Source organism: Caballeronia terrestris, assembly GCF_001544515.1.
Taxonomy (GTDB): Bacteria; Pseudomonadota; Gammaproteobacteria; order Burkholderiales; family Burkholderiaceae; genus Caballeronia; species Caballeronia terrestris.
This window is the reverse complement of the sequence record NZ_FCOL02000527.1, coordinates 1-874: the sequence shown is the minus strand read 5'-3', so window position 1 is coordinate 874 and position 874 is coordinate 1. Positions and strand designations below refer to the sequence as shown.

At 58.8% G+C, this 874-nt stretch carries 1 protein-coding gene; it reads right to left on the bottom strand.

Annotation, left to right across the window (positions count from 1 at the left end):
- Positions 1 to 167: 167 nt before the first annotated feature.
- Positions 168 to 677, bottom strand: coding sequence for a hypothetical protein (locus AWB67_RS38740; protein WP_087660933.1), 510 nt, complete (start codon positions 675 to 677; stop codon positions 168 to 170).
- Positions 678 to 874 lie beyond the last annotated feature (197 nt).

Sequence of the window (874 nt, the reverse complement as noted above, 5' to 3'; positions counted from 1 at the left end):
AGCGTATCGATCAGGCAGTTGCGCGCAGTGTCGAGCGCGAGCGTGCTGTCGATTGGGTAGTTGAGAACATAGTCGACTATATCGACAAGTACCTTGTCCGGATCGGGCCGGACGTTGGAGATCGGTGCGGACATCGAGAGTTTCCTGATTTAAGTACTGACTTGGGCTTACTTTACGTCCTTGATCAGCGCTTCCGACTGCGTCGGGGCAGGGGCACCGGCTGCCATTTCCTGCGTCACACATTCGTCGGCGAGACGCGACTCGTCCTTGTCCGAGAACAGCATTGCCTTCGTCGGGATCACGACGAGGTCCATGCCCGATGCCGAGTCGTGGAACCGGTCGGCGCCGGTCGTCGTGCTCTGGCGCGGCAGGCGGTAATCCTTCTGTGCCCAGTTGACGGTGACGATGGCGTCGCGCTTCATGTCTCCTTTCATGTAGAAGGCGAGGCCTTCCTTGCACGACCACTTCGTGGCGCCTTCGGGGATCGGGTCGGTCTTCGCGGCGGCTGCTGCGGCAGCTTCCGGCTTGCGCTTGATCAGGCGCTTTTTCGGTGCCGGACGTTGAGCCTTGGCCGTTGCAGCCTTGGCGTCGGTGGTTGTCGCGGCGATAGCGTTGGTCGTGACGATGCTAGAGGTAGCCAGGGCGCCGACGACTGCAGCGATCAAAAATTTGTTCATCAGTGAAACCTTTCAAAAGCGTGAATGATGGAGGCAGACTTTGCGCGGTTGGACCCCGTTTAATCGCGATCCGAACGCGCAGCCTGCTATTTTCGCTTATTTATCGGAACGAACTTCAAATTCTCGGGACCGGTGTAATTCGCGCTCGGCCGGATGATCTTGTTGTCGATGCGCTGCTCGACGATGTGCGCGCTCCA